The sequence below is a fragment of the Tardiphaga sp. 841_E9_N1_2 genome (genome assembly GCF_051811065.1).
GTDB classification, from domain to species: Bacteria; Pseudomonadota; Alphaproteobacteria; order Rhizobiales; family Xanthobacteraceae; genus Tardiphaga; species Tardiphaga robiniae.
Genome location: NZ_JBPWQC010000001.1, coordinates 2,908,383 through 2,929,328, shown reverse-complemented (window position 1 = coordinate 2,929,328; position 20,946 = coordinate 2,908,383). Strand labels below are relative to the sequence as shown.

Annotated in this window: 18 protein-coding genes; 5 read left to right on the top strand and 13 right to left on the bottom strand. The window is 60.8% G+C overall.

Translation table 11 applies throughout. The features are described 5' to 3' along the window. Nucleotides 1-96 precede the first annotated feature (96 nt). Together AB8A50_RS14095 and AB8A50_RS14090 are read left to right on the top strand one after the other, a co-directional pair. Nucleotides 97-1,245 (top strand): ABC transporter substrate-binding protein, encoded by a 1,149-nt coding sequence (locus AB8A50_RS14095; RefSeq protein WP_120291794.1) that lies wholly within the window; start codon nt 97-99, stop codon nt 1,243-1,245. Between the two features lie 192 nt (nt 1,246-1,437). After that, nucleotides 1,438-2,586 (top strand): ABC transporter substrate-binding protein, encoded by a 1,149-nt coding sequence (locus AB8A50_RS14090; RefSeq protein WP_439078047.1) that lies wholly within the window; start codon nt 1,438-1,440, stop codon nt 2,584-2,586. Nucleotides 2,587-2,661: 75 nt separating this feature from the next. On the opposite strand, the gene AB8A50_RS14085 is transcribed toward AB8A50_RS14090, so the two are convergent. Together AB8A50_RS14085 and AB8A50_RS14080 are read right to left on the bottom strand one after the other, a co-directional pair. Beyond that, on the bottom strand, nt 2,662-3,861 hold the full coding sequence (locus AB8A50_RS14085) for an ABC transporter substrate-binding protein (protein ID WP_439078046.1): 1,200 nt from the start codon (nt 3,859-3,861) through the stop codon (nt 2,662-2,664). Between the two features lie 64 nt (nt 3,862-3,925). Then, nucleotides 3,926-5,002, bottom strand: a complete 1,077-nt coding sequence (locus AB8A50_RS14080) for an aromatic ring-hydroxylating dioxygenase subunit alpha (RefSeq protein ID WP_439078045.1) — start codon at nt 5,000-5,002, stop codon at nt 3,926-3,928. 178 nt (nt 5,003-5,180) lie between these two features. On the opposite strand from AB8A50_RS14080, the gene AB8A50_RS14075 reads away from it, so the two are divergent. Beyond that, on the top strand, nt 5,181-5,936 hold the full coding sequence (locus AB8A50_RS14075) for a TetR/AcrR family transcriptional regulator (protein WP_439078044.1): 756 nt from the start codon (nt 5,181-5,183) through the stop codon (nt 5,934-5,936). 18 nt (nt 5,937-5,954) lie between these two features. Here AB8A50_RS14075 and AB8A50_RS14070 read toward each other — a convergent pair whose 3' ends face one another. The 3 genes from AB8A50_RS14070 to AB8A50_RS14060 are packed head-to-tail and all read right to left on the bottom strand — an operon-like array spanning nt 5,955 to nt 9,504. Then, the gene (locus AB8A50_RS14070; RefSeq protein ID WP_439078043.1) at nt 5,955-6,686 is read right to left on the bottom strand and encodes an ABC transporter ATP-binding protein; all 732 of its coding nucleotides are present in this window, start codon (nt 6,684-6,686) and stop codon (nt 5,955-5,957) included. Next, nucleotides 6,683-8,458 carry a branched-chain amino acid ABC transporter ATP-binding protein/permease gene (locus AB8A50_RS14065; RefSeq protein WP_439078042.1) on the bottom strand — a complete coding sequence of 592 codons (1,776 nt, stop codon included), beginning with the start codon at nt 8,456-8,458 and terminating at the stop codon, nt 6,683-6,685. The genes AB8A50_RS14070 and AB8A50_RS14065 overlap by 4 nt, the downstream gene beginning before the upstream one ends. Before the next feature lie 5 nt (nt 8,459-8,463). Then, nucleotides 8,464-9,504, bottom strand: a complete 1,041-nt coding sequence (locus AB8A50_RS14060; RefSeq protein WP_184511522.1) for a branched-chain amino acid ABC transporter permease — start codon at nt 9,502-9,504, stop codon at nt 8,464-8,466. Between the two features lie 185 nt (nt 9,505-9,689). On the opposite strand from AB8A50_RS14060, the gene AB8A50_RS14055 reads away from it, so the two are divergent. After that, nucleotides 9,690-10,196, top strand: a complete 507-nt coding sequence (locus tag AB8A50_RS14055; protein ID WP_081421958.1) for a MarR family winged helix-turn-helix transcriptional regulator — start codon at nt 9,690-9,692, stop codon at nt 10,194-10,196. Between the two features lie 163 nt (nt 10,197-10,359). Here the strand turns inward: AB8A50_RS14055 and AB8A50_RS14050 are convergent, their stop codons facing one another. The 8 genes from AB8A50_RS14050 to AB8A50_RS14015 all read right to left on the bottom strand — a co-directional run bounded on the left by AB8A50_RS14050 (nt 10,360) and on the right by AB8A50_RS14015 (nt 19,690). Further along, entirely contained in the window at nt 10,360-11,640 is a 1,281-nt protein-coding gene (locus AB8A50_RS14050) for a glycerate kinase type-2 family protein (protein WP_439078041.1), read from the bottom strand. 223 nt (nt 11,641-11,863) lie between these two features. After that, nucleotides 11,864-13,105, bottom strand: coding sequence for an ABC transporter substrate-binding protein (locus tag AB8A50_RS14045; RefSeq protein ID WP_089265442.1), 1,242 nt, complete (start codon nt 13,103-13,105; stop codon nt 11,864-11,866). Between the two features lie 181 nt (nt 13,106-13,286). Further along, complete coding sequence (locus AB8A50_RS14040; protein ID WP_093756835.1) at nt 13,287-14,528, bottom strand: ABC transporter substrate-binding protein; 1,242 nt, start codon at nt 14,526-14,528, stop codon at nt 13,287-13,289. Nucleotides 14,529-14,704: 176 nt separating this feature from the next. Then, complete coding sequence (locus AB8A50_RS14035; RefSeq protein WP_439078040.1) at nt 14,705-15,940, bottom strand: ABC transporter substrate-binding protein; 1,236 nt, start codon at nt 15,938-15,940, stop codon at nt 14,705-14,707. 156 nt (nt 15,941-16,096) lie between these two features. Further along, entirely contained in the window at nt 16,097-17,332 is a 1,236-nt protein-coding gene (locus AB8A50_RS14030) for an ABC transporter substrate-binding protein (protein ID WP_439078038.1), read from the bottom strand. 160 nt (nt 17,333-17,492) lie between these two features. Beyond that, nucleotides 17,493-18,716 (bottom strand): ABC transporter substrate-binding protein, encoded by a 1,224-nt coding sequence (locus tag AB8A50_RS14025; protein ID WP_439078036.1) that lies wholly within the window; start codon nt 18,714-18,716, stop codon nt 17,493-17,495. 228 nt (nt 18,717-18,944) lie between these two features. Continuing rightward, the gene (locus AB8A50_RS14020) at nt 18,945-19,493 is read right to left on the bottom strand and encodes a sigma-70 family RNA polymerase sigma factor (protein ID WP_068735058.1); all 549 of its coding nucleotides are present in this window, start codon (nt 19,491-19,493) and stop codon (nt 18,945-18,947) included. Continuing rightward, complete coding sequence (locus AB8A50_RS14015; protein ID WP_068735402.1) at nt 19,493-19,690, bottom strand: NepR family anti-sigma factor; 198 nt, start codon at nt 19,688-19,690, stop codon at nt 19,493-19,495. The genes AB8A50_RS14020 and AB8A50_RS14015 overlap by 1 nt, the downstream gene beginning before the upstream one ends. 237 nt (nt 19,691-19,927) lie before the next feature. Between AB8A50_RS14015 and AB8A50_RS14010 the strand changes: the two genes are divergently transcribed. After that, nucleotides 19,928-20,728 (top strand): response regulator, encoded by an 801-nt coding sequence (locus tag AB8A50_RS14010; protein ID WP_439078034.1) that lies wholly within the window; start codon nt 19,928-19,930, stop codon nt 20,726-20,728. Nucleotides 20,729-20,946: the final 218 nt, after the last annotated feature.

The window sequence follows — 20,946 nt, the reverse complement described above, 5'->3', positions numbered from 1 at the left end:
ACCGGTACGGGCGCACTGACCTAAAGAAGGGGCTGATCAACCAGCCGAACTTTGATTTAGCTGAGAACATAAAAAATAACCTGGAGGGAGAGACCCATGACCAAGCATCACTTGGCGATCGCGGCCGTTGCCGCATCGCTGGCACTCGCCGCACCGGCTTTTGCGCAGACGTCCGACATCACTATCGGCATCACCACGTCGACCACGGGCCCCGCGGCCGCGCTGGGCATTCCCGAACGCAACGCGCTGGAATTCGTGCCGAAGGAAATCGGCGGCGTCCCGCTCAAGATCATCGTGCTCGACGATGGCGGCGATCCGACCACCGCGACCACCAATGCCCGCCGTTTCATGACCGAATCCAAGGCCGACCTCATCATGGGCTCGGCAGTGACGCCAACCAGCATTGCGGTGTCCAATGTGGCCAACGAAGCCGGCATCCCGCATTTCGCGTTGTCGCCGCTGCCGATCACGCCGGAACGCGCCAAGTGGTCGGTGGCCATGCCGCAGCCCGTGCCGATCGTCGGCAAGGTGATGTACGACCACATGAAGTCCAAGGGCATCAAGACCATCGGCTATATCGGCTATTCCGATAGCTACGGCGATCTGTGGTTCAACGATCTCAAGACCCAGGCGGTGCCGATGGGCATCAACATCGCGGCGGAAGAGCGTTTTGCCCGTCCGGATACGTCGGTCACCGGTCAGGTGCTGAAACTGATCGCCGCCAATCCGGACGCGATCCTGGTCGGCGCCTCGGGCACCGCGGCAGCGCTTCCGCAGACCGAGTTGCGCGAGAAGGGCTATAAGGGCCTGATCTACCAGACCCACGGCGCCGCCTCGATGGACTTCATCCGCATCGCCGGCAAGGCCGCCGAGGGCGTGCTGATGGCCTCCGGCCCCGTGATGTATCCGGAAGGCCAGGCCGACACGGCGCTGACCAAGAAGCCCGGCATGGCGCTCAACACCGCCTATGAGGCCAAATATGGCCCGAACAGCCGCAGCCAGTTCGCGGGCCACTCCTATGACGCCTTCGAGGTGCTTAAGCGGGTGATCCCGACGGCGCTGAAGACCGCAAAGCCGGGCACCCCCGAGTTCCGCGAGGCGATCCGGCAGGCGCTGCTCACCGAGCGTGAGATTGCCGCCACCCAGGGCGTTTACAACTTCACCGAAAAGGATCGTTACGGCCTCGACGAGCGCTCGCGCATCCTGCTGACGGTGAAAGACGGCAAATACGTTCTCGCCCAGTAATGCAGATCTGACGGAGGGCAGGGGCGCTAAGCGCCTTTGCTTTGCCGGCATTTTTCGATAACAAGGCCGGCCCTCGCCAGAGGGTCGGCTTTTTGCTGCGCGCGAGCCTTCGCGCGGCCACAACCAGCGCCACGTCTGCCGGTATCGCTGCCGCTTTCGGCGCTCTCTGCGTCCACACGAGAAAGATACGACATGTCCAAGCTTCATCTGGCGATCGCGGCTGTTGCCGTCTCGCTGGCGATTGCCACCCCCGCCGAAACCCAGACCGCAGAGATCACCGTCGGCATCAGTATTTCCACCACGGGCCCTGCGGCGGCGCTGGGCGTGCCCGAGCGCAACGCGCTGGAATTCGTGCCCAAGGACATCGGCGGCGTGCCGTTGAAGCTGATTGTGCTCGACGACGGCGGCGATCCGTCCATCGCCACCACCAACGCGCGCCGGTTCGTGTCGGAATCCAAGGCCGACATCATGGTCGGCTCGTCGATCGTACCGTCCTCGGTCGCAATGTCGGCGGTCGCCAACGAAGCCGGTGTGCCGCATTTCAGCCTATCGCCGATGCCGTTTACGCCAGCGCGTGTGAAGTGGTCGGTGGACATGCCGCAGCCAGTCGAGATCGTCGGCAAGGTCATGTACGATCACATGAAGGCCCATGGGGTGAAGACGATCGGCTATGTCGGCTATTCGGATTCCTATGGCGACCTCTGGTTCAACGACCTCAAGGCTCAGACATCAACGATGGGCATGTCCATCGTTGACGACGAGCGTTTCGCGCGCCCGGATACGTCGATCACCGGTCAGGCGCTGAAGCTTATTGCTGCCAATCCCGATGCGATCCTCATCGGCGCCGCCGGTACCGGCGCCGGCATGCCGCAGTCCGAGCTGCGTGACCGCGGCTACAAGGGACTGATCTATCAGACCCACGGCGCCGCCTCATCAGACTTCATCCGCATCGCCGGCAAGTCCGCCGAAGGCGTGCTGATGGCTGCCGGTCCCGTGATGTATCCGGAAGGCCAGCCGGACTCGGCGCTGACCAAGAAGCCCGGCCTTGAACTCAACGCAGCCTATGAAGCCAAATACGGCGCCAACAGCCGCAGCCAGTTCGCCGGTCACGCCTATGACGTGTTCGAAGTGCTGAAGCGCGTCGTGCCCGTGGCGTTGAAGACCGCTAAGCCCGGCACCCCGGAATTCCGCGAGGCCATCCGCCAGGCGCTGATGAGCGAGAAGGAAATCGCGGCCACCCAGGGCGTCTACAACTACACCGAAAAGGACCGCAACGGCGTCGACGACCGTTCGCGGATCCTGCTGACGGTCAAGGACGGGAAGTACGTTCCGGCGAAGTAAGCGCTGAACTCAAGAAACGAAAAAGCCGGTTGTCGCGAGACAGCGGGCCTTTTGTATGGGTGCGTAGCGAAGCTGTTAGTCCAGCGGCCGCCGTTTGCGCACGTCAGCATCGGACGGTTGGAATGCCGCGCCATCCTTATAGACCGTGTCGGTCATCACGCCTTTGCCGTCATTGACGCCGGTGTGTCCGACATAAAGACCGAGGGTCGCCTGATGATCGATACCTCGGAAGGTGATCGGTCCGGCGGGGCTATCGAATGTCAGATCGGCAAATGAGGCGACCAGCTTCTCGGACTCCGTCGATCCTGCCTTCTTGATGCCTGCGGCCAGCGCCTTGCCTGTCGCATAGCCGACCAGTGACGCCATTCGCGGATAGTCTTTGTACTTGGCCTGATAGTCTTTCAGGAAGACCTCATGTGCGGGCGTCTTGATCAGGTACCAGGGGTAACCTGTGACGATCCAGTTCTTGGGAGCGTCGTCTTTCAGCGGATCGAGATATTCAGGCTCGCCGGTCAGCAGGCTGACGACCTCGCGCTTTTCGAATATGCCGCGCGTATTGCCCTCGCGGACGAATTTGGCGAGATCGGGCCCGAACAGAACGTTGAAGATCGCATCAGGCTTGGCATCGTCGAGCGCCTGAGCGACTGCGCCAGCTTCGATCTTGCCGAGCGGCGGCGCTAGGTCGGCGACGAATTCGACATCGGGCTGCTGTTGTTTCAGCAAGGCCTTGAAGGTGGCGACGGCAGACTGGCCGTATTCGTAATTCGGATAGACCATCGCCCAGCGCTTCTTCTTCAGCTTCACCGCGTCCGGCACCAGCGCAGCGGCATGCGCATAGGTCGAGGGCCGTAGCCGATAGGTGTAGCGGTTGCCATTTTCCCAGATCAGTTTGTCGGTGAGAGGAGCCGAGGCGAGAAAAAACATTTTGCGCTGCTTGGCGAAGTCGGCGACGGCAAGGCCGACATGGCTGAGGATGGTGCCTGTCAGGATATCGACATTCTCGCGTAGGATCAGTTCTTCGGCCGCCCGCACGGCTTCATTGGGATTGGCGCCGTCGTCGCGATAGACCATTTCGAGCCTCTTGCCGAGTACGCCGCCCGCAGCATTGGCTTCGGCAATCGCAAGGTCGAGACCGTTGCGATAGGGCTGCGTATTGGCGACCATTGCCTTGTAGCTGTTGAGATCGCCGATCTTGATCGTATCGCCTGCCTGCGCAGCCGTGGATGCTGATCCCAGCAACAGGAGCGTCAGTAACGTTTTTACCCGAAAGGCCATTTCTGTCTCCTTGTGTTGATCTGGAAGAGTGGGGCGGGTATCCGCCGCGCGGCACGGCGTCGATTCAGGCGATGGCGGCTATCGCAACATCCTTGCGCTCGGCTTCGATCATGCGCTCGACCATTTGACGCATGCGGATCGGTGCGCCATCGATGGCGATCCGTAGCGGGCGCCGCGTGCGCGGTTCGCGTTCGTTCTGGTGGATCGCTTCGAGGATGTCCTTGTCCTCCTGGAAGGCGATCCGGAATTGGTCCGACAGACGCTTGTTGGTGTCGTCGTCGGCCTTGAAGTTTTTCACGTGTAGCCAGTGGTCGATACAGTTGTTTTCATCGACTGGCGTGATGAAGTGGCATGCGAAGATCTGGATGCAGTCGTCGCGCTTGCCTTCGGGCGCGCCCGTGCCGGTGGCGGCACTGCCGAAGTCGATCACCGCGATGCTTGGCGCGTGATAGTGGTAATAATGCCAGCGATCGACATGGCCGGTGAAGCTGCCGAATTTCTGGAACAGCGGGATGGCCGGTGCATCGATGATCCATCGCCAAGTGACGAGATAATCGTCGCCGCGCTTCTCGGTTTCGACCGGCACTTCCTCGCCGGCTGAATTACCCAGCGTCGAGAGGTGCACGAAGCTGACATGGGCAGGGTCGCACAGATTGTCGGCGAGATTGAGATAGTTGCAGCTGATGTGCAGTGCATCGCCTTCCACCGCACTCCATTCAGGGTCGGTAAACTGTGGCAGGTCATAGATTGTTGCGGGATTTGCCAGCGTCGCATCGCCCATCCAGATCCAGATCAGGCCCATTTTCTCGAAGACAGGGAAGCTACGCACCTGAGCGTTAGCGGGGATGTTGTTCTGGCCAGGGATACGCACGCAGTGGCCGGTCGTGCCATCAAAGGTGAGGCCATGATAGCCGCACTCCAGCATGGAGCCCCTGATCCGTCCCATCGACAGCGGCGCCAGTCGATGCGGGCAGGCGTCTTCCAATGCGTGGATATTGCCGTCTTCGCCGCGATACAGCGCGACGAGTTCACCGAGGATACGTCGCTGCACCGGCTTGTCGGTGACGTCGCGCGACCATGTCGCGGGATACCAGGTGTCGCGGACATAGGAGGCTGGCTGCTGCTGGTCTCGTTCGATCATCGCCATTACTCCGGTAAGGGAAGAACGTTGTCAGATTTATTGAAGTAAATACTTAACGAATATAGATCCGATCTAAATCAGACGTCCAGCTTAAGATTTATTCGAAGCTGCGCAGGCTTGTGGCAGCCGTTGCGGCGGCGCATAGAATGTGCCGATGAGAGCAAGGGAATCGCTTTAAATGGCTGAAAAACGCGCCGTGGCCGCGCGAACCGCCACGCGCGGCGCACCAACGACGACGGCCGGGTCAGTCAGTCAGCCGGACGACGGGATGCCGGGGCGCAAGGCAGCCGTGCCCAAACGCGCGCCACGGGGGCGGCCGAAACTCGTTGATGGCGGGATCATTCGCAAGAATATCCTGGACGCCGCGATCCGGATCTTCGCCGAACGCGGACTCAGTGGGGCGCGCATCGCGTCGATCTCGAAGCTGGCGAAATCCAACGACCGGATGATCTATTACTACTTCGGCAGCAAGGAGAAGCTGTATATCGCGGTGCTGGAAACACTGTACGTCAACATGACGGATGCGGAGCGCGAACTGGCGCTCGATCTGACTGATCCGATGGATGCGCTACGCCGGCTCGCGGTTTTCACCATGCGACACTATATCGAACATCCCGAGATGATCACGGTACTCAACAACGAGAACCTGCATCGCGGCCGGCACGTCTCGAAAGCCAAGAGCCTTAAGCGGCTTTCATCGCCGGCACTGGAAATGGTCGAGAAGATCGTCAGCCGCGGTATCTCCGAGCGTGTGTTCCGCGCCGATGTCGAGCCGCTGCAGCTCTACATCGCGATCATGTCGCTGAATTATTTCTACGTCTCTAATCGCTGGACGCTGACGGCGTTTCTCGGCCGCGACCTGATGGACGCGGGCGAGCTCTCGCGCTGGCAGGACTGGGTCTGGAAGATGCTAGAGCGGTCCGTCGCACGCTAGAAGGCGCGCGCATCCCGACTAGATCGCGCTCTCGCCTTCGTGCTGGAAACCCAGATAGCTCGCTACTACGCGTTGGTTGTTGGCGATATCGCTGGCGGCGCCATCCAGGATGAACTCGCCGAGCTCCATCACATAAGCGCGGTCGGCGATCTTCAGTGCCGCCTGCGCATTCTGCTCGACCAGCAGCACTGAGACGCCGGCAGCCTTCAGCTCGCTGACGATGCGGAAAATGTCGGCGACGATGATCGGGGCGAGGCCGAGGCTTGGTTCGTCGAGCATCAAGAGCTTTGGCGCGCCCATCAGAGCACGGCCCATGGCCAGCATCTGCTGTTCGCCGCCCGAGAGTGTGCCGGCGAGCTGCTTGCGGCGCTCCTTCAGGCGCGGAAACAAATTGTAGACGTGCTCGAACGAGCGGGCGGCGGTGGCCTTGTCGATGCGGAAGGCGCCGAGCAGCAGATTGTCTTCCACATTCATCGTGGCGAACAATTCGCGATGTTCGGGCACGAGGCTGAGGCCGGCAGCGACGCGGTCCTCGATGTCGATCTTAGAGACGTCCTGTCCGGCGAATGTCACGCCACCCTTCAGCGGAAGGATACCCATCACCGCATTGAGCAGCGTGGTCTTGCCGGCGCCGTTGGCGCCAATGATCGTGACGATCTCGTCGGCGCGAACCTCGAGATTGACCGCACGCACGGCCTCGACCTTGCCATAGGCGACATGCGCATCGGTGACTTGCAGCAATGCGCTCATGCGACCGCTCCCAGATAGGCCTTGACGACGTCGGGATTGGTCTTGATGTCGGCAGGCGTGCCCTCGGCGATCTTGGTGCCGAAATCGAGCACTACGATGCGATTGGCGAGATTCATGACGAAGCCCATATCGTGTTCGACCAACAACACCGACATGCCGCCGTCGCGGAGCTGGCGCAGCAGCGTTGCGAGCTGTTGCTTTTCCATGTGGCGCAGGCCGGCGGCAGGCTCATCCAGCAGCAGCAGCATCGGATCGACGCACAGCGCCCGGGCGATCTCGACGATGCGCTGCTGGCCGAGTGACAGGGATCCTGCGAGTTGGTTCATCTGGTCACCGAGGCCGACGCGTTCGATCTGCTTGGCAGCTTCCGCGAGCAGCTTCGCTTCGTCGGCGCGGTCAAGCCTCAGCATGCTGGCGATGGCGCCCGAACGTCCGCGCAGATGCGCACCGAGGGCGACGTTTTCTAGCACGGTCATGTCGGGCACCAGCTTCACATGCTGGAAGGTGCGGGCAATGCCGAGCTTGACGATCTCCTGCGGCGGTGCGCCGGACACACTCTTGCCGAGTACCGTGACCTTGCCGGCGGTTGCGGCCAGGACGCCGGTGATGAGGTTGAAGGTCGTGCTCTTGCCGGCGCCATTGGGGCCGATCAGGGCCACGATCTCACGCGCCTGCACATTGAACGACACGTCGTTGACGGCGACGACGCCGCCGAACTGCTTGCGCGCCTTGTCGACCTGCAGCAATACGCCGGTATCCGGACGATGGTCGTTGCGGGCGGGCAGTGCATCGGCCGGTGCGGGGCGCTTGCGGCTGTCGCCAGCCGGGAGCCACGCGGTCAGCCACGGCCACATGCCAGTCGGCGCGAGCTGCAGCAGCGCCACGAGCAGGATGCCGAACACGATGGTTTCGAGCTGGCCACCGCCGCCGCCGAAGATCAGCGGCAGATAGCTCTGCAGGACTTCCTTGAGGATCACGACCACGGCCGCACCGAGCACACCGCCCCAGACATAGCCGGCGCCGCCGACCACCGCGATGAACAGATATTCGATACCGAGATGCGGTCCGAACGGCGTCGGATTCGCAGCGCGTTGGAAATGCGCATAGAGCCAGCCGGACAGGCCGGCGAGAACTGCTGCGTAGATGAAGACCAGGAGCTTCGCGCGCGCCGTCTGCACGCCGAAGGCTTCGGCAGCAATATGGCCGCGGCGTAGCGCGCGGATGGCGCGGCCGGTCCGCGAGTCCAGAAGGTTCATGGACAGCAGCGCGCAGATGATGACCGCGATCCAGATCGGGAAATAGATCGAGCCGGGATCCAGCATCTTCCAAGTACCGATCGACAGTGGCGGGATGCCCGAAATGCCGTCGTTACGGCCGAGGAATTCCAGCTTGCTGAACAGATAGAACAGGCTGATGCCCCAGGCGATGGTGCCGAGTGGCAGATAGTGGCCCGACAGACGCATGGTGATGATGCCGAGCAGTACCGCGGCGAGGCCTGAGACGATCAGCGACATCGGCAGCGTCAGCCACGGCGACATTCCATAGGCGGTGGTGAGATAGGCCGTTGTATAGGCGCCGAAACCGCAGAACGCCGCCTGGCCGAATGACGTCAGGCCGCCGACGCCGGTGAGCAGCACGAGGCCCATGGCGACGAGCGCGGCTAGGCCGATATTGTCGAGCAGCACGATCCAGAATGGCGGCACGCCCGGCACGAACGGGATCGCAGCCATCACCAGCGCGAAAACGAGAATGGGAAGGAGACGCTGTTGCATGGCGCTTAATCCTTCTCTTCTTCGACTTCAGGTGCGGCGAGCGAGCGCAGCACCAGAACCGGAAGGATCAGCGTGAAGACGATGACCTCTTTGTAGTTGCTCGCATAGAACGACGAGAACGCCTCAACGCAGCCGACCAGGATCGCGGCGGCAGCCGTCAGCGGATAGCTGACGAGGCCGCCGATGATCGCGGCGACGAAGCCCTTCAGGCCGATCAGGAAGCCGGTGTCGTAATAAAGCGTGGTGATCGGCACGATCAGGATGCCGGAAATGGCGCCGATGACCGAGGCCAGCAGGAATGCGATCTGACCCGACAGTGAGGTGCGGATGCCGGCGAGGCGAGCACCGAGGCGGTTTACCGCCGTGGCGCGCAGTGCTTTGCCATAAAGCGTGTAGCCGAAGAACAGCCACAACCCGACGATCAGAGCGATGGTGATGCCATAGACGGCGATGCTCTGGCCGGTGAAGCGCAGCGCGCCGATGGTGATGGCGTCAGACGAGATCGCAGGGCCGCGCTGGCCTTCGGCGCCGAAGAAGACGAGGCCAAAACCCTGCAGCGCGAGGTGGCAGCCCACCGAGGCGATCAGCAGTACCAGAACCGATGTGTGGGCGATCGGCTGGAACGCGATGCGATAGAGATAAAGGCCGATGGCGGCGACGATCAGCAGCGACAGCGCGATGTTGAGGGCGATATTCCCCGGCCGTCCACCCAGCGCCCACATCACGCCCCAGATCGCCAGCGGGAACACGATGTTGACCGCAATCGAGCGCAGTACGCGCTTGGCATGGAGCGCCTTGCGGAAGGTGAAGAGATCGAAGGCAAAGGCCACGACGCCCATGGCGACGGCGAGCTTGATGGTGCCCGGCATCTGGCCGGCCGAGAGGCTGGCATAGGTCAGCGCGCCGAAGGTGATGAATTCGCCTTGGGGGATCAGGATGATGCGTGTGACCGCAAAGACCAGCACCAGGGCCAGCCCGAGCAGCGCATAGATCGCGCCATTGGTGATGCCGTCCTGCAAAAGGAACAGCAAAATCGTCGTATTCAAAGCCGCGCGCTCCTCCACACTGTCTGGCGCGCCGGATACCACAGGCGCGGGACGATCAACAATGGCGGTTGAAACCCGCCGTCTATTTGATATACTTCATAACGATTATTGAACATAATCTCAAGGCCCGTCGCGCGTCGACCGGGTGTTTCATTCAAGCCGCCGGGTATCGCGGAAAGCGAGCGATGACTGTTTCAAAGATGACGTCCCAGGATCAAGCCAAGCAGGTTGCGCCCGTCGGGTTCGACGAGGAGGGCGGTGCGCTGCAGCTCGGCGAACTGTCCGAACTGCTGGGCTATTCGCTGAAACGTGCGCAGTTGAAGGTGTTTGAAGACTTCCTGCGCTGCATGGCGCCGCTGCAGCTGACGCCGGCGCAGTTCTCGGTGCTGCTGCTGCTGGACAAGAACCCGGGCCGCAACCAGACCGAAATCGCCAATACGCTCGGCATTCTCCGTCCGAATTTCGTTTCGCTGCTTGACGCTCTGGAGAGTCGCGACTTGCTGACGCGGATGCGCTCGCCGAGCGATCGCCGCTCCCATGTGCTGATGCTTACCGACAAGGGGCGTGCCACGCTGGCCCGCGCCAAGAAGCTGGTGGCGACGCGGCATGAAGCGCGGCTGATCGAGGTGCTGGGGCCGGCCGAGCACAAAGCGCTGCTTGGGATGATGGCGAAGATTGCTAGGGAGTTTTAGCCAAACACCCGTCATTCCGGGGCGGGACCGGCGCCGCAGGCGACGGGACCGAGCCCGGAATCTCGACATGTTCATCACTCCTGGATTCCCCGCTACTCCAAATGGAGTGGCTGAGGTTCGCCAGCGCCAAGTGGGTGCCCGCGCCCGGAATGACAGTGTGTGGTTAGTCCACCAAAATCACCCTGATATCATTCACATTGGTCAGCGTCGGCCCGGTCTGCAGCAGATCGCCTATCGCGGTGAAGAACGTCGTCGCGTCGTTATTCGCCAGCGTTGCCTTCGCATCGAGCTTCTGTGCGCGCATTGCCTCGAACGTACGCGCATCGATGACCGCGCCGGCGGGATCGCTGGCGCTGCCGGCGCCGCCATCAGCGCCGTCGGTGTCGCCGGCGAGCGCGACGATGCCGGTGGTATCCTTGAAAGCATCCGCGAGCGCTAGCGCGTATTCCTGGTTCGGGCCGCCGCGGCCGTTGCCCGTGACGGTCACAGTGAGTTCGCCGCCGGAGAGGATCGCGAGCTTCTTGCCGTCGGCCTTGGCCTTAAGCGCCAGCTTCGCATGCTCGGCGGCAACCTCGCGCGCTTCGCCTTCGAGATCGGCGCCGAGATCGACAATCTCATAGCCGGCATCACTGGCCACCTTGATCGCGGCATCGAGTGACTCGCGCGGACGCGCGATCAGCTCAAAACGCGCACGTGCGAATGCGACGTCGTTCGGCTTCACGCTTTCATTGGCCTCATCGCTGAGCGCCGCCCGTACCGCGTCATCGATGGCGAGATTGAATTTCGCGATGATGGCACGGGCATCGGCCAGCGTTGTTGTATCCGGCACCGTCGGTCCCGATGCGATCACGGCGGGATCGTCATGCGGCACGTCGGAAATCGCCAGCGACACGATCTCGGCCTTCTGCCCAGCGCGGGCAAGGCGGCCGCCCTTGATACGCGACAGATGCTTGCGCACGGTGTTGATCTCGCCGATCACCGCGCCGGAGCGAAGTAGCGCGCGGTTGAGCTGCTGCTTCTGCTGGAAGGTGATGCCCGCCACAGGCGCGGTCCAGTTGGCGGAGCCGCCGCCCGAGATCAGCACCAGCAACAGGTCGTCGGCAGTGGCTTCCGCCGCGAGCTTGAGGCTGTCATCGGCACCCTTGAGGCCTGCTTCATCGGGCACGGGATGGCCGGCCTCGACCACGCGGATGCGCCGTGTCGGCACCCCATGGCCATGGCGCGTGGTGGCGATGCCGGTGAGGCGCGCGGGATCTAGTTTCAGCGTGTCGAGATAGTGCTTTTCCGCGGCGGCAGCCATGGCGGCGGCGCCCTTGCCGGCGGCCAGGCAGATGATGCGGCCCTTCGGCGGCGCCGGTAGGTGGGCGCTGAGGATGACATCGGGATGGGCCGCAGCAACTGCGGCATCGAAAATTGCGCGGAGCAGGGGGCGTTTGTCGGTCATGTTCGGGGTTATGCCGCTCATTCGCGGAGGCGGCAAGCGCTTCCCCTCGCCCCCGGACGCGGCGCAGCCGCGACTGGTGGGAGAGGGTGGATCGAACCGCGGAGCGGTTCGAGACGGGAGAGGGGGGCTTAAGAAGCAAGGAGCCCCTCCCGCCTTCGCTTCGCTCAGGCACCCTCTCCCGCGGCGCGTAGCTTCGCTGCGCTGGGGAGAGGGGAAGTAAGAGCTAACCGCCCTTGCCGCTTTCGCCGAGTTCACCGGTCAGGACGTCGCCGAACAGTTTCCAGTTCTCGCCCTCGAACCGCATCAGCTGCATCTGCTCGATGGGCGAGAAGTCGGTGGGCGAGGTGTTGACCTTGACGCCAGGCAGCAGCGTCGACTGCTGAACATCCTTGAGGTTGGCCGCTTGCTTCATCACATTGGCGCGGGTGAGGTCGTCACCGCACTGCTTGAGTAGGATCGCCATGGTCTCGGCGATATTGTAGCCGGACATCAGCGAGCTGTCCGACGGGTTGCCGTCCGGCACATACTTGGCCAAGAACTCACGGTAGGCCTTGATGCCCGGATCGTCCTTCCACTGCGGGTCGGTGGCGTCCTTGGAGTAATGCGCGGACAACAGGCCCTGCGCGTTCTCGAAGCCTGCGGGACGCAGCACCTGACCGATCGAGACGCTGACGCCCGGCACGATCATGGTCGGCTTCCAGCCGAGTTCGGCGATCTTCTTGATGGTCTGCGCGGCAAACTTCGGCGTCGCGAAGATGATGACAACGTCGGGATTGAGCGACTTCATCTTGACGATGTGGGAATCCACAGTCGGCTCGGTGAGTTCGTAGCTCTCCTCGATGACGATGGAGGATGCTTTTTCGCCAAGCCCGTCCTTGACGCCCTTCAGGTAGTCCTTGCCGAAGTCGTCATTCTGAAAGAGCACGCCGATCTTCGCGCCGGCCTTTTCCTTCAAGAGGTACTTGGCATAGATGCGGCCTTCGCTCTGGTAGCTGGGCAGCCAGCCCATGGTCCAGGGGAAGTTCTTCGGATCGGCCCATTTGGTGGCGCCAGTGGCCAGGAACAGTTGCGGCACCTTCTTGGCGTTGAGATATTTCTGGATCGCCGTATTGGACGGCGTGCCGAGCGCCGAGAACATCAAGAGCACTTCGTCGGACTCGACGAGCTTGCGGGTCTGCTCGACAGCCTTCGGTGGCGAATAGGCGTCATCGTAGGAGATGTAGTTGATCATGCGGCCGTTGATGCCGCCCTTGTCGTTGATCATCTTGAAATAGCCGGCCTGTGCCTTGCCGACGGCGCCATAGGCCGAGGCCGGTCCGCTATAGGGCACGATGTTGCCGAGCTTGATTTCGGTGTCGCTGGCGCCGGTGTCGTATTTCTTCTGGGCGAGGACGTGGGTCGAGGAAATGGCGAGCAACATGGTGGCGGCCGAGAGCGACAACAGCCGCGCGGACGTGGCAGACATTTGAGTTCCTTCCCTTGCTTGCAAGGCGAGATTTTCTTGTTCTGCAGGCTCTTTTGCGCCTGCGAGATAGTCATACCGCGATTGCACAATGGCTCAAATGGAAAGCGACCAGAAACGCAACAAGGCCCGCGCTGTTTTTGACGCGGGCCTTAGTATTTTCCGTTATGTGGAATGAAGGCGATCAGCCACCAACGTCAGCGCTAATGACCTCGCCGAACAGCTCCCATTTATCGCCCTTGAAACGCATCAGCTGAAGCTGGCTGATCGGCGCAAAGTCGGTCGCAGATGTGTTGATCTTGATGCCGGGTAGCAGCACCTCGGTTCGGAAGTCCTTCAGGCTGGCCGCCTGCTTCATGACGTTTTCGCGGGTCAGGTTGTCACCGCACTTCTTGAGAACCTCAACCAGCGTCTGGGCGACCCCATAACCGGTAACGATCAATCCATCGAGCTTGTTGCCTTCCGGAAAATCCTTGTCGAGGAAGGCGAGAAATTCCTTCATGCCGGGGTCGTTGTTCCACTGGGTGTCCGCGACGTCCTTCAGATACGCAGCGGAAATAATGTCCTGCGAGTTTTCGAAGCCGGCCGGCTTCATCACGCTGCCGATCGAGTTGGACACGTTGTTGAGGAAGTGCATCGGTTTCCAGCCGATCTCGGCGGCCTTCTTGATAGCCTGTGCCGCAAATTTCGGCGTCGTGATATTGACGAACACGTCGGCGTTCAACGACTTTAGCTTGACGATGTGATTGTCGATGGTCGGCTCGGAGGTCTCGTAGCTCTCCTCCACCACGATCATCGAAGCGGCCTTTGCGCCAAGCCCGTCCTTCAGGCCCTTGAGGTAGTCCTTGCCGTAGTCATCGTTCTGGTAAAGGACGGCAATCTTCGCGCCGGGCTTTTCCTTCAAAAGATATTTTGCATAGATCTGCGTCTCGCTCTGGTAGTTGGGCTGCCAGCCCATGGTCCAGGGGAAGTCCTTCGGGTCGTTCCACTTGGTGGCGCCGGTGGCCACGAACAGTTGCGGCACCTTCTTGCTGTTCATGTATTTCTGGATCGCCGAGTTCGGCGGTGTGCCGAGCGAGTTGAACACCAGCAGAACTTCGTCCGATTCCACCAGCTTGCGCGCCTGCTCGACGGTCTTTGGCGGCGAATAGGCATCGTCATAACTGATGAAGTTGATCTTGCGGCCGTTGATGCCGCCGGCAGCATTGATCTTCTTGAAATAGGCTTCCTCGGTTTTTCCGATCACGCCATAGGCGGAGGCGGGTCCGCTATAGGGCATGATGTTGCCGATCTTGATTTCGGTGTCCGAGGCGCCGGTGTCGTATTTTTTTTGGGCGAGCGCGCCGGTGGCGGATGCGGCGAGCAAAGCCAAGCCAGCCAAAGAGGCAGCCGGAAGTGCGGCCAGGCGCAGATGGATTGCGGGCATTTCTGATCTCCCTGATCAATTGTGATGTGTCGTGTTTCTTGACGTGGAGCTCTGCGGCTCCTGACGACATTCAACACCCGCGCGGGATCGCCAGCAAGAAAAAGCCCCCGCGACGTGGTCGCGAGAGCGGTATAATTCGTGTTCGCTGATGCAGCAGAGCTGCAGGCGCTGCAGAGTTATTGTGTGACGGCGTCGGCGCTGAAGATCTCGCCGAAGCGCTCCCATTTGTCGCCCTTGAAGCGCTGCATCTGCAATTGCGAGATCGGCGCGAAATCGGTGGGCGAGGTATTGATGGTAATGCCCGGCAGTAGCGTGTCCGGCGTGAAGTCCTTCAGGCTGGCGGTCTGCTTCATGACATTCGCCCGGGTCAGGTCGTCGCCGCACATCTGCAGCACCTTGACCAGCGTCTGCGCAGCACCATAGCCATAGACTGTGCTCGAATCCGCCTTGTTGGCGTCCGGCATGTACTTGTCGAGGAACGCGTTCCACTTCTTCATGCCGGGATCGTCCTTCCACTGCGAGTCGGTGCCGTCCTTGGTGTAGGAGGCCGACAGCACGCCTTGCGCATTGTCGAAGCCGGCGGGCTGCATCACCGCTCCCACGGAGACGCTGACATTGGCGAGAATCTGTAGCGGCTTCCAGCCAAGCTCGGCGGTCTTCTTGATAGTCTGTGCCGCGAATTTTGGCGTGGTGAAGATCATCAGCACGTCGGGGTTCGCAGCTTTCAGCTTCACCACATGGGTGTCAATGGTCGGTTCGGCGATCTCGTAGCTGTCCTCGATGGTGATCATCGATGCTGCCTTGTCGCCGAGGCCGTCCTTGAAGCCCTTCAGATAGTCCTTGCCGAAATCGTCGTTCTGGTAAAGCACGCCGATTTTCGCATTCGGCTTCTCCTTCAGAAGATACTTCGCATAGATCTGTGCTTCGCTCTGATAGGAGGGCTGCCAGCCGATCGTCCAGGGGAAGTTCTTCGGATCGTTCCATTTGGTGGCGCCGGTGGCAACGAAGAGCTGCGGCACTTTCTTGCCGTTCAGATATTTCTGAATCGCGGTATTGGACGGCGTGCCGAGTGGGTTGAACACCACCAGCACCTCGTCGCTCTCCACCAGCCTTCGCACCTGCTCGACGGCCTTCGGCGGCGAGTACGCGTCGTCGTAACTGATGAAGTTGATCTTGCGTCCGTTGATGCCGCCTTGGGCATTAATCATGTTGAAATAGGCAGTCTCGGTCTTGCCGATCGTTCCATAGGCGGATGCCGGGCCGCTATAAGGGATGATGTTGCCGATCTTGATTTCGGTATCGGTGGCGCCGGTGTCGTATTTCTTTTGCGCGAGCGCGCCGGACACACTGGCGGCCAGAAGCGCCATAGCAGCAGGCAGTGCTGCAAGGCGCATGGATCGTGCGAGCATCATGGATCTCCGTGATCATTTCTTCCCAGGTCTTTGGTGGAGTTCTGCGACTCCTGTCCGCATTGAATACCCCTGATGCGCCAGTCACAAGAATAAGCCCCTGCGACCAAATCGCAGGGGCTCCGTTATTTCAGTGGTGCAGTGCAAAGTGCTGCGGCACTAGTCCGGCGCAGTTGTATCGGCATTGATCACGTCGCCGAACAGCTCCCACTTGTCACCCTTGAAGCGCATCATCCGCAACTGCGCGATCGGCGCATAGTCGGTGGCCGAGGTGGAGATGGTAATGCCCGGCAGCAGCGTGTCTGGCGCGAAGTCCTTCAGGCTTGCCGCCTGCTTCATGACATTCTCGCGGGTCAGGTTGTCACCGCACATCTCGAGCACCTTCACCAGTGTCTGCGCGGCGCCATAACCGTAGACGAGGCTGTTGTCGGTGCGATCGGCACCCGGCATGTATTTGTCGATGAAGGCCGACCATTTCTTCATGCCCGCATCGTCTTTCCATTGCGAATCCGCGCCGTCCTTGCGGTAGTCGGCCGACAGGACGCCCTCTGCATTGGCAAAGCCTGCCGGCTGCATCACTGCTCCGACGGAGACGCTGACATTGGTCACGAGCTGCAGCGGCTTCCAGCCGAGTTCACCGATTTTCTTGATGCCTTGAGCCGCGAATTTCGGCGTTACGAAATGGACGACAACATCAGGATTGAGCGACTTCACTTTCACGATGTGGGAATCGATGGTCGGCTCGGAAATCTCATAGCTCTCTTCCGTAACGAGCATTGTGGCGGCCTTGGCGCCCAGCGCTTCCTTGAACGCCTTCTGGTAGTCCTTGCCGAAGTCGTCGTTCTGATAGATCACTGCGACCTTGGCGTTCGGCTTCTCCTTCATCAGATATTTTGCATAAATCTGTGCTTCGACCGCGTAGCTTGGCTGCCAGCCCATCGTCCACGGGAAGTGCTTCGGATCGTTCCACTTGCTGGCGCCGGTAGCGACGAAGAGTTGCGGCACCTTCTTGGCATTCATGTATTTCTGGAACGCGGTATTCGACGGCGTGCCGAGCGAATTGAAGATGAACAGTGCCTCGTCGCTTTCGACCAGCTTGCGGGCCTGCTCGACCGCCTTCGGCGGCGAATAGGCGTCATCGTAGCTTATGAAATTGATCTTGCGGCCGTTGATGCCGCCCTGGTCGTTGACCATTTTGAAATAGGCGGTTTCAGTCTTGCCGATCAGTCCGTAGGACGAGGCAGGGCCGCTATACGGCATAATGTTGCCGATCGTGATTTCGGTGTCAGTGGCGCCGGTGTCGTATTTCTTCTGGGCCAGCGCGCCGCCGCTGGCTGCGACGCTGAGGGCCGCGGCAACCGACAAAGCCAGTGCGCGCGATCGGATCGAAGGCATTTCAGAACTCCCTGATTTTTATTCGTCTTGTTTTGCGGGCCTTTGCGGCTCCGGCCGGATTGAACACCGTTCGCGTGTATGCGGCAACAAAAAGCCCCTCGCGACGACACCGCGAAGGGCTGCTTTATTGGGCAATGGATATGCCGTCCCCCGGCATAATTCAGCGGCTGATCTCGCCCGAGATTACAGGGCCAAATAACTCCCATTTGTCGCCCTTGAAGCGCATCATCTGCAACTGTTCGATCGGGTAGAAATCATCGGCGGCGGTATTGAGCTTGACGCCTGGCAGCATCGTGTCCGGCGCGAAGTCCTTCAGGCTGGCGGCTTGCTTCATCACATTGTCGCGGGTGAGATTATCGCCCGCCTGCTGCAGAACCTGCACCATGGTCTGCGCCGCGCCGTAGCCATAGACCACGGAGATGTCGTTGCGGCGGGCGTCCGGCGCGTATTTGGCGAGAAACGCGTAGAAGCGCTGCATGCCGGGGTCGGTGTCCCATTGCGGATCGGAGCCGTCCTTGGCGTAATAGGCCGACAGGATGCCTTGCGAAATCTCCTGTCCCGCCGGTTTCAGCACGGAACTGATCGACGCGCTGGCATAGCCCTGGATGTAGAGCGGCTTCCAGCCGAGTTCAGCCACCTTGCGGATACTCTGGACCGCCGACTTCGGTGTCGTGACGCTGATGAACGTATCGGCGCCAGAGGCTTTCAGATTGATGATGTGGCTATCGATGGTCGGCTCGGTGACCTCATAGCTTTCGGCGGCGATCAGCATGCCTCCAGCTTTGTCGCCGAGACCATCTTTCAGGCCCTTCAGCACGTCCTTGCCGAGGTCGTCGTTCTGATAGAGCATCGCGATCTTCGCGTCGGGCTTTTCGTTCAGCAGATATTTCGCATAGATGCGGCCCTCGCTCTCATAGGGCGGCTGCCACGCTATGGTCCACGGGAAAGCCTTGTGATTTCCGAAATAGGTCGCGCCGGCGGCGACGAACAGTTGCGGCACTTTCTTGATGTTGAGATATTTTTGGATCGCCGCATTGGACGGTGTGCCTAGTGGGTTAAACACCACGAGCACCTCGTCCGATTCCACCAGCTTGCGGGCCTGCTCGACGGCCTTGGACGGATTATAGGCATCGTCATAGCTGATGAAATTGATCTTGCGGCCGTTGATGCCGCCCTGATCGTTGATCATCCGGAAATAAGCGGCCTCGATGATGCCCGCGATGCCATAGGCCGAAGCCGGCCCGCTATAGGGCATGATGTTGCCGATCTTGATCTCGGTGTCGGATGCGCCGGGATCGTATCGCTTCTGCGCGAGGGCATGGCCGGCGCAGGCGATGCTCAGTGCGGCGGCAAGCGAGATTGTTCGTGGTCGAAAGGCAGGCATCCCGGGTTGGTCCTCGTACAGCAGTCGCGAGGCGTTAATGGCCTGTGCATCAACAAATCCCCAGCGATGTGAGCGCGAGGGGCACTTTCTGTGTGGCAGAAAGATGGTGGCGGTTCCTTCGCCCCGATTGCGGAAGAGTCGGCGCGCTGCTGATACACGCATACCAACTCGCACAAAAAAAGCGGTCACCGAAGTGACCGCTTGTCTTGCCTCAATTGTCGGATCGAACTAACCGCCCGATCCGCCGATCACTGCGCGGACGGTATCGTCCGGGCCGAAGTCTTCCGCGCCATCCACATAGAGAAGAGCGCTGAGCTTCGAACGCGCGCGGTTGACGCGGCTCTTGATGGTGCCGACGGCGCAGCCGCAGATCGTGGCCGCGTCCTCATAGGAGAAGCCCGATGCGCCGACGAGAATAAGCGCTTCGCGCTGATCCTGCGGAAGCTTCTCAAGCGCCGCGCGAAACTCCTCAAATTCCAGATGGGCGTTTTGTGCCGGCTGGGTCTTCAGAGTCTTGGCATAGCTACCGTCCGCATCCTCAACTTCCCGCCGCCGCTTGCGATAGTCCGACCGGAACAGGTTGCGCAGAATGGTGAACAACCACGCAGGGAGATTCGAGCCGACCTGGAAGGAGTCGATATTGGCGAGAGCGCGCAACAGCGTTTCCTGAACGAGGTCATCGGCCCGGTCGCCGTTGCCGGAGAGCGAGATCGCGAAGGCGCGCAGGCTAGGCACCGACGCCAGAATGTCGTCGCGGAGTGAGTCTGTGAGAGGCATTATTCCCCTCCTTCATTTTTGCCAGGATCGCCAGCGATCTGGGCTTGAGCTTCAGCCCCGTCCAGCTTGCGGATCAGCTCCGCAAATCGGTCCGGCACGCCCTGTCGCACGACATCGTCGTACATGGCGCGCAACTGATGCCCGATCCGTGACTGGATTTCGGCGTTTAATCCGCCCTTTGGCTTCACATCTTTCATGACCCGTTCCACATTCCCCAGAAGACATGTCCCTGGAATTTGAGAAATTTTCTTGATTTTTGAAGCCTTTGCGGCGTCTGTCGGCGATCTAATGCGGAGCGTGGCCGAAAGTTCCGACCCGATGGAACTTTTGTCTGGCTGGGGCGTAAACAAGCACAACGAGGGAGCCGGATTGTATCCGAATACCCCTTCGACTTTGACGTAGAGTCGTCTTTGACCAGACAGGATGGAGTGGGGATGTCCCGATCACAGCTCGTAGCTGAACACTTGCCGCTGTTGCGGCGCTATGCCCGCGCCCTCACAGGTAACCAGGCCTCAGGCGATGCCTATGTAGGCGCCATGCTGGAAGCGTTGCTGCAGGACCAGTCGTTGCTCGACGAGCAACACGGAGCCCGTGCCGGCTTGTTTCGCCTGTTCACCCAGATTTGGAACTCTGTCGCCTTGAACGACAATCCGGACGTCGCGCCGCTGCAGGCCGCCTCCGAGAAGCGCATTTCCAACATCACCCCGCTGCCACGACAGGCCTTCCTGTTGCTGTCGCTCGAAGGCTTCTCGGAAGAGGAAGTCGCCTTCGTACTCGACGCTGATGTGGCGGAAGTGCGTACGCTGGCCGATACGGCCGGCCGAGAAATGGCCGCCGAAATCGCCACCGACGTTCTTATCATCGAGGACGAGACCTTCATCGCGATGGATCTCGAAAGCCTCGTGAAGAATCTCGGTCATAACGTCATCGGCGTTGCACGCACCCATGCAGATGCGGTTGCGCTCGCAAAGAACAGGAAGCCCGGCCTGATCCTCGCCGATATCCAGCTCGCCGATGGCAGCTCGGGTCTCGATGCGGTGAACGAGTTGCTGCGCATCTTCGAAGTGCCGGTAGTCTTCATCACCGCCTATCCGGAGCGTTTCCTGACTGGCGAACGTCCGGAGCCGGCCTTCCTGATCTCGAAGCCGTTCCAGCCCGCGATGGTCTCGGCCGTCGCCAGCCAGGCACTGTTCTTCCAGCGCAACTCAAAGAACAAGACAGCCAAGGCATCCTGATTTCAAGGCGCCCTAACTTCGGGCGTCCTGATCTCGCTGGTATTGATTGACATCGAAGCGGCTGGGCCATGTGCCCGGCCGCTTTCGTTTGGCCAGAAGCCATCCAGAGCGCGCCGGATGATACCTGCTCAATAAGTCCTCTTCGCTTGCGCAAACTATCAGCGGGCAGAAGGAGGGGGCTGACAGTATTGTGTTGATGCAGCGATCAATGCCGATAT